The sequence below is a fragment of the Marinobacter sp. genome (genome assembly GCF_033722195.1).
GTDB lineage: Bacteria > Pseudomonadota > Gammaproteobacteria > Pseudomonadales > Oleiphilaceae > Marinobacter.
Genome location: NZ_JAWVZL010000130.1, coordinates 1 through 7,035, shown reverse-complemented (window position 1 = coordinate 7,035; position 7,035 = coordinate 1). Strand labels below are relative to the sequence as shown.

The 7,035-nt window shown below is 62.0% G+C and carries 8 protein-coding genes and 1 other RNA gene; 4 read left to right on the top strand and 5 right to left on the bottom strand.

Going from position 1 to position 7,035, the window contains the following annotated elements; all coding sequences use genetic code 11:
• The 3 genes from ssrA to smpB all read right to left on the bottom strand — a co-directional run.
• Positions 1–137, bottom strand: a transfer-messenger RNA (tmRNA) gene (ssrA, locus tag R3280_RS15335); the annotation flags it as partial.
• Positions 138–230: 93 nt separating this feature from the next.
• Entirely contained in the window at positions 231–1,670 is a 1,440-nt protein-coding gene (locus tag R3280_RS15330) for a wax ester/triacylglycerol synthase family O-acyltransferase (RefSeq protein WP_318999482.1), read from the bottom strand.
• A gap of 162 nt (positions 1,671–1,832) precedes the next feature.
• Positions 1,833–2,315 (bottom strand): SsrA-binding protein SmpB, encoded by a 483-nt coding sequence (smpB, locus tag R3280_RS15325; protein ID WP_318999481.1) that lies wholly within the window; start codon positions 2,313–2,315, stop codon positions 1,833–1,835.
• A gap of 220 nt (positions 2,316–2,535) precedes the next feature.
• Here smpB and R3280_RS15320 point away from each other — a divergent pair, with 220 nt between their 5' ends.
• From R3280_RS15320 to R3280_RS15310, 3 genes are read left to right on the top strand one after another with little or no spacing between them, the layout of a single operon-like run.
• A complete protein-coding gene (locus R3280_RS15320) occupies positions 2,536–4,242 on the top strand; it encodes a sodium-dependent transporter (protein ID WP_318999480.1) in 1,707 nt (568 codons plus the stop codon).
• A 26-nt stretch (positions 4,243–4,268) separates the two neighbouring features.
• Positions 4,269–4,718, top strand: coding sequence for a type II toxin-antitoxin system RatA family toxin (locus R3280_RS15315; protein WP_318999479.1), 450 nt, complete (start codon positions 4,269–4,271; stop codon positions 4,716–4,718).
• A complete protein-coding gene (locus R3280_RS15310) occupies positions 4,718–4,999 on the top strand; it encodes an RnfH family protein (protein ID WP_318999483.1) in 282 nt (93 codons plus the stop codon). Before R3280_RS15315 ends, R3280_RS15310 begins: the two co-directional genes overlap by 1 nt.
• Positions 5,000–5,003: 4 nt before the next feature.
• Here the strand turns inward: R3280_RS15310 and R3280_RS15305 are convergent, their stop codons facing one another.
• Positions 5,004–5,330 carry an outer membrane protein assembly factor BamE gene (locus tag R3280_RS15305; protein ID WP_318999478.1) on the bottom strand — a complete coding sequence of 109 codons (327 nt, stop codon included), beginning with the start codon at positions 5,328–5,330 and terminating at the stop codon, positions 5,004–5,006.
• Positions 5,331–5,448: 118 nt separating this feature from the next.
• Here R3280_RS15305 and fur point away from each other — a divergent pair, with 118 nt between their 5' ends.
• On the top strand, positions 5,449–5,868 hold the full coding sequence (fur, locus tag R3280_RS15300) for a ferric iron uptake transcriptional regulator (protein WP_318999477.1): 420 nt from the start codon (positions 5,449–5,451) through the stop codon (positions 5,866–5,868).
• Positions 5,869–6,020: 152 nt separating this feature from the next.
• On the opposite strand, the gene R3280_RS15295 is transcribed toward fur, so the two are convergent.
• The coding region (locus tag R3280_RS15295; protein ID WP_413468791.1) for a DNA repair protein RecN at positions 6,021–7,035 on the bottom strand (1,015 nt) is incomplete at its 5' end.

Here is a 7,035-nt window from a genome sequence, read left to right as displayed (position 1 = left end):
GACTAGCAGCTTACGCTGCTAGTGCGTAGTTTTCGTCGTTTGCGACTATTGCGTTGCAGCTTTGGATTAACGAGATTCGCTGCCATCTCGACATGCACTCAAGGGTTCGCCACCGGCGTCGAAGCCATGTCGTCCCCTTACAAACGAGTATATGTGGCCGAAGGTAGCCACTTCAAGGCAATTCGGCCAATCTTTTGGTTAAGCAGTGTTCGAAATACTACTTATAACGATCAGACCGCTTTCTGGTCCGGGCTGTCATTGGCCTGTCTGTGCAGGGCCTTGTCCCGCAGCTCGGAAAAGCTCTCCCTGAAGTGGGCCATAACGGCCACCGGGTCCGCCTTTATGCCTTTGTCGATGGTAATGCCGAACTGCACGGTGCCGGCATAGCTGAAGATGCTCATGCCGATACCGATGTCGCCGGTCTGGGGCACCCAGAACATGGGTTGCTTTAGCCTGGCTCCCCCCAGGTAAACGTCGTTCTTGGGGCCGGGAACATTGGTCAGCACCGCCGAGGCCTTGCTGCTGAGAAGCTTTAGCGCCCGCCGTTCCAGGATGTCCGGGCCCCGGCCGAACAGGTCCAGCAGGCTGTAGGTGACCTGGGCCTGGTAGGATTGCTTGAGGCGGTTCATGTGCTCCTGGACCTGGCGGAAGCACATGATGGGGCAGTCCACGTCCACCGGCAGGCTTACCAGTACCAGGCCGAATTTGTTGCCCAGCTCCTCGATAGGCTGGCGGATCGGGCGCAGGTTGAAGGGCACGGCCACTCGCAGGCCACAGTCCGGAATGGGCTCGCCGATGTCCCTGAAGTGGCGGTGCAGGGCGCCGGTGGCGGCGGTCATCAGGACATCGTTGGCGGTGCCCCCCAGGGCCCGGGCGCAGAGTTTGACCTCCGCGAGGCTGAGTGGCTCGGCCCAGGCCACCCGCTTGCGGCCGGTCAGGGCCTGTTTCAGGGGCGTGGCGGGTTCTTCCGGGGTCAGGCCCAGCTTGATGCATTCCATGGCGACCTTGCCGGCGGTGGTGGCCAGGCGCAACGGGTAGCTAGGGTCCTTCATGACCGAGTCCTTGAACAGGCGGACCTGGTCGACGGAGGTCTGGCTCACCTCCAGCAGCCGCCCGGTGTAGCGCTTGATCAGGCCGTCAGGCTGGATGGCCGGTGGCCGGGTTTCGGCATCCAGGTTGGTGGCCTTGAGCTGGCGGACCTTGGCCTCGGGAGAATCGTCGGTCAGCGAGAGCAGCACCCGCACCAGCGAAATGCCGTCGGCGATGCAGTGATGGATGCGTACCATCAGCGCGCAGCCGCCCTCGTAATGATCAATGTAGTGAAGCTGCCAGAGCGGCCGGTCCGGGTTAAGCGGTGTGCTGTTGAGGTCGCTCACCAGGTTCTGCAGATCGGTCTTGTCGGCATTGCCCGGCAGGGCAATGGTGTGGACATGGTTGTCCAGGTCAAACAGCGGATCGTCGCGCCATTCGGTGCGCTCACCCCGCTGCTCGACCCGCTGGCGGAAGCGGCGAAACCGCAGGAGGCGATCATTCAGCACCCGCCTGAGCTTTTTCATGGCAATGGGTTGCTCGAATACCAGCACCGCCGAGATCATCATAGGATTCTCGGTGCATTCCATGCGCAACCACGACCGGTCGACGGCCGCCATGCGTGAACCTTGAGAAGTCATGCTGTCCCCCCTTCAATCCATGAGCGAGAGGATGAGTGTGCGTTCTAATACATCGCGAATGGCAGGAAAACGCGGCCCCACCCGAAAGACTGAAATTATAAACTCGGGTGGCGCCGGGATGAAGAGATTCGAATTGCTACATATCAAGAAAGCGGTGGAAAATCAGGAAACGTTGGCTTCGCGGATGATGCGCTGTTTCTGACGGTTCCAGTCCCGCTCTTTTTCGGTGGCGCGTTTGTCGAACTGCTTCTTGCCCTTCACCAGGGCGATTTCGCACTTGACCTTGTTCTTCTTCCAGTAGAGTGCCAGGGGCACACAGGTGTGGCCGGTCTGGTTGACCTTGCCGATGAGCTTGGCAATTTCCTTTTCGTGCAGCAGCAGCTTGCGGGTCCGGGTGGGGTCCGCAATCACATGGGTGGAGGCGGTACTCAGTGGCTGGATGTGGGACCCCAACAGCCAGGCCTCGCCGTCCTTCAGCAGTACGTAGGCGTCCGTCAGTTGACCTTTGCCCGCCCGTAAGGATTTTACTTCCCAGCCGAGCAGCACCAGGCCCGCCTCGAAGCGTTCCTCGATGTGGTATTCGTGTTTGGCTTTCTTGTTCAGCGCAATGGTGCTGCTGGGTGTGCCCGGTTTTTTCTTGGTCATGGAAGCCTGGTCGGATCCTGATAAATTCGTGTACGAATGACAATGCCTGCCAGCGGATGAGCCGAACGACCGATTGCCTGGTGTAGAAGCGCCGCCGGTACTGGCAAAACCGGCATTGTAGCGCACAGGCCTGGGGCCGGTCACGAAACCGCCGGTTTGTCGAATGAACGCCTGACGGGCTTTGGTCTACAATAGCGACTTTGTGCCATCAGGATGTGGAATGCCGATTCCCTACGAAACCGCCTTCGGCTCCTGGTCCCGCCGGTCGACCTTCTTCTGGGCCGCCACCGGCGCCACCGTGGGCTTGAGCAACCTGTGGAAATTTCCTTTCCTGGCCGGGGAGAACGGCGGCGGGTTGTTTGTGCTGCTCTATCTGGCGTGCTTGCTGCTGGTGACCCTGCCGTTGATGCTCACCGAGACCGCGCTTGGCCGCCAGGCCCGGCACGGCATCGTGCTGGCGGTGGACGGGCTGGCACGCGACGCCGGCCGCAGCCTGGTCTGGGTCTGGTTGGCGCGGCTGAGCCTGGTGGCCGGCTTTCTGGTGCTGTCCTTCACCGCGGTGATTGGCGCCATCTGCCTGGCCTATGTGTTCTACGGGGCCTTTGGTCTGTTCGTTGGTGCCGGGGAGGGGGAGATCGCCCTGACCCTTGCCGAGCTGGTGGAGGACCCCTCCGAGTACCGGGATTTCATGGCCTGGCACGTGGCCTTCCTGGGGCTGGTGATGGCCGTGTCCATGCAGGGTGTGGTGCTGGGGCTGGAGCGGGCTTTCCGGGTGGTGGTACCCACCTTTCTGCTGATCCTGATAGGGCTGCTGGCCTACAGCCATTACGCCGGCGAGCTCACTGCGGGCAGTCATTACATTCTCGGCATGAGGCCGGAACAGGTGAGTTGGCAGAGCCTGCAACTGGCCCTCGCCCATGCCTTCTATACCCTTGGCCTGGGCATGGGTGTGTGGGTTGTGTTCGGGGCCTACATGCCGGATCTGGCGCCCCTGAAACGGTCGGTGTTTGCGGTGGCGTTGATGGACACCCTGATCGCCATCATGGCGGGCCTTGCCATCTATGGCCTGGTGTTGCGCACCGGCCCTGCCGCCGAGCAGGGTTTTGCGCTGGTTTTCCTGGCCCTGCCGGCCAGTCTGGCAGACGCGCCCGGCAGCCAGTTTGTTGCCACCGCCTGTTTTATCGCCATTCTGCTGGTGGCCTGGACCACCTCGCTGGCGCTGCTGGAGCCGGCCGTGGGCTGGTTCCGGGAATGGACCGGCGCCCCCCGGGGCTGGAGTGTCATCATCATGGGGGTGGCGGTCTGGGCCGCCGGCCTGGGCACGCTCTACTCCTTCAACCTTTGGTCCGAGGTCACCTTCCAGGGCGGCACGGTGTTCCGATGGGTTGAGCTGGTGGCCAGTGGTCTGCTGGTCCCGGCGGTGAGTGTGGCGCTGGCGGTCTTTGTGGGCTGGAAGCTGGGCTCAACCCGGGCGCTGCGGATGATTGGCCGCGCCCCGAGGCTGGTGGCGGCGATCTGGTTCTGGGCGCTCAAGCTGGTGCTGCCGCTGGTGGTGTTCTATATCGGGGCGCATTACGCCTGGTCGTCCCTCACCAACCTCTGCGAGGGCCAGTCCTCGGCGGTCTGGTGTCAGGCCCAGCCGGTGCTGCCGGGCGAAGCGGGCGAGTCGCTTCTACCGGAAGGGCGGGCTCAGCCCCGGATCGAAGCCGGCCGCGGCCACCGGCCATTACCGGATGCGCTGAAGCCGAATGCCGGAGAGCCGGCTTTGTTGGAGAAAGACGAGCCAGCGGGCGAGACTCCGGTGCCAGAGGCCGAGCCACAGTCGACGCCAGAGGCTCAGCCCGGGTCGCAGGACCGCGGCGAGGAGGCCACCGAGGAGATGGACGGGGCCGCAAAAGACGATGAAATCCTTTATCATAGTGTTTAGATTCAGTCTCAGGAACTGCCAGGTCCATGCCCCACCAGATTGATAAAAGTGCCCTTGTGATGCATTCGGCGGAGCGCATGTTTGCTCTGGTAAATGATGTCGAGCGCTACCCGGAATTCCTGCCCTGGTGTGCCGATGCCGAAGTTCACCATCACGGTGATTCCGAGTTGACGGCGTCCCTGGAGGTCGCCCGCAGTGGGGTCAGGCATCGCCTTACCACCCGCAATGAGCTGCTGCCGCCACGGTCCATCAACATGGTGCTGGTGGACGGACCCTTTCAGAATCTCCGGGGGCGATGGGAGTTCCAGCCCCTGGATGATACCGCCTGCAAGGTGATGTTTCGGCTGGAGTTCGAGTTTTCCGGCGCCCTGGCGCGGATGACCTTCGGACCGGTGTTCGGTCACGCCGCCAACACGATGGTGGATGCATTCTGCCGCCGCGCCGATGAGGTCTACCGGGCCCGGGGGCTGGTGTGATGAAGGTCGAGGTGGCTTATGCAACCCCTGAGAAGCAGCGGATCATCGCACTGGAAGTAGCGGATGGGACCACTGCGGTGGAGGCGGTGCGCCAATCCGGCATCACCGAGGTGTTCCCGGAGATTGATCCGGATTCAAACGATATGGGTATCTTTGGCAAGGTGATCAAATCACCGGCGGAACATCCGCTGCGGGATGGCGATCGCGTTGAGCTTTACCGGCCGCTGAAGATTGATCCCAAGCAGGCCCGGCTTAACCGGGCCAGGAAGAAAGCCGGCTGAGCGATCAGTAGGCCGGGGTGTTCTCAAGTAGTTTGGCTTCGTAGTAATCGAAGCGGTCGGCGTCGTAGTGGACGATCACCCGCTGCTCGCGAATGTCGCCCCCGGCCTCCTGGAAGGTGTAGACGTAATACTCCCGGGACAGGTCGATGGGATTGAGTACGAGGGGCGTGCCCAGCACGGAGCGGACTTGCTCACGGGTCATGCCCTTCTCGAGCTGAACCAGGTCTTCTTCGGTGAGGATATTGCCCTGCTGGACGTTGATCTTGTAAACGCCGGGAAAAACGCAGCCGGCCAGGAAGGTGACGAGCAGGAGTGCCGCAAGTTTTTGCATCGGTGGGGGAAATCCTCTATCTTGAAATCGCCTGCCAAGGCAGGTGTGACGCGGTTCAGCCGCCAAAACAGCTTCATGATACCGGAAGCTGATGGTACACCAAAGAGTGAAACGCAACATGTCATCTGAAAACGCTGAATTACGCAAGGCCGGGCTGAAAGTCACGCTTCCGCGGGTCAAGATCTTCAACATCCTCGAGAACGCCGACGAGGATCATCACCTGAGTGCGGAGGACGTCTATAAAAAGCTCCTCGACCAGGGTGACGATGTTGGCCTGGCAACCGTCTACCGGGTGCTGACCCAGTTCGAGTCCGCCGGCCTGGTGCTGCGGCACAATTTCGAAGGCGGCCACGCGGTCTTTGAAATGGCCGGGGATGATCACCACGACCATATGGTCTGCACCCAGACCGGGAACGTGATCGAGTTCTACGACGATGTGATCGAGCAGCGCCAGAAGCAGATCGCCAGGGAGCACGGCTACGAGATCGTTGATCACAGCCTGATTCTGTACGTCAAACCCCTGAAGTCCAAATCCTGATCAGGAGGCTGGCTCGTCCCGCGCTCGCCTCTGCTCCTTTCTGCGTCAATCCTGCATCCTCGCAGCCCTGAGTTCGCGCCATAAAAAAAAGGCAGACCATCTGGTCTGCCCGGCAAGCTCTCAGGGTCGAGAGGGGAAGTGTGTTCTGCCAATCAGTGATGTGTCGCCTGGCCTTTGCTGAACATCTCGCGAGCGTGTGCCAGGGTCTGCTCGGTCATGTCGACGCCGCCCAGCATGCGGGCCACTTCGGAAATACGGGCGCTGTCGTCCAGGGTTTCGATCCGTGAATAGGTGGCCTGATCCGCGGTGAACTTGCTGACAAACAGATGCTGGTGACACTGGGCCGCTACCTGCGGCAGGTGGGTCACGCACAGGACCTGGCCTTCGCTGCCCAGGCTGCGCAGCAGCTTGCCTACCACCTCGGCGGTGCCGCCGCCAATGCCCACGTCCACCTCGTCGAACACCAGGGTTGGCGTGGTTGAGGTCTGAGCCACGACCACCTGGATGGCCAGGCTGATGCGGGACAGCTCACCACCGGAGGCCACCTTGGCCAGCGGCCGGGCGGGCTGACCCGGGTTGGCACTGACCAGGAACTCCACATCTTCCAGGCCGTGGGCGCTGGGCTCGTCGCCGTCATTGCGACTCAAATGGGTGATGAACTGCACGGCTGGCATGCTGAGCTGGGCCAGTTCGTGGGCCACCCGCTGATCCAGGTCGGCGGCTGCCGCCTGACGGGCGCCGGAGAGTCTTTCCGCCAGATCCATGTAGGCCTTGAGCTGGCGCTCGAGCTCGGCTTCCAGTTGCTCAACGCTGCCTTCCCCCTGGTCCAGCTCCGCCAGTTCCCGGCTCAGGGTCTGGTGCAGTTCCGGTAGTTCTTCCGGCTGCACCCGGTGTTTGCGGGCCATCTGGTAGATCGCGCTCAGGCGCTCCTCCACCTCTGCCAGCCGCTGCGGGTCGGCCTCGTAATCCTCGACGAAGTGACGCAGGTTGTCGCCGGCTTCGGTGACCTGGATGTAGGCGTCGTTCAGCATCTGCAGGGTGTCTTTCAGGCGCACAACTTCGACCGGTAACTGTTCCAACTGGTGCAGGGCCTGGCGCAGCAGCGCGGCGGCGCTGGTCTCATCCTCGGTGCACAGCATGGCGGCCTGTTGGCTGCGCAGCATCACG

What these genes read in the sequence shown, in the direction of transcription:
- R3280_RS15305 (WP_318999478.1), bottom strand. Translation starts at nt 5,330, where the DNA reads ATGCAAAAACTTGCGGCACTCCTGCTCGTCACCTTCCTGGCCGGCTGC.
- R3280_RS15310 (WP_318999483.1), top strand. Translation starts at nt 4,718, where the DNA reads ATGAAGGTCGAGGTGGCTTATGCAACCCCTGAGAAGCAGCGGATCATC.
- R3280_RS15330 (WP_318999482.1), bottom strand. Translation starts at nt 1,670, where the DNA reads ATGACTTCTCAAGGTTCACGCATGGCGGCCGTCGACCGGTCGTGGTTG.
- fur (WP_318999477.1), top strand. Translation starts at nt 5,449, where the DNA reads ATGTCATCTGAAAACGCTGAATTACGCAAGGCCGGGCTGAAAGTCACG.
- R3280_RS15315 (WP_318999479.1), top strand. Translation starts at nt 4,269, where the DNA reads ATGCCCCACCAGATTGATAAAAGTGCCCTTGTGATGCATTCGGCGGAG.
- smpB (WP_318999481.1), bottom strand. Translation starts at nt 2,315, where the DNA reads ATGACCAAGAAAAAACCGGGCACACCCAGCAGCACCATTGCGCTGAAC.
- R3280_RS15320 (WP_318999480.1), top strand. Translation starts at nt 2,536, where the DNA reads ATGCCGATTCCCTACGAAACCGCCTTCGGCTCCTGGTCCCGCCGGTCG.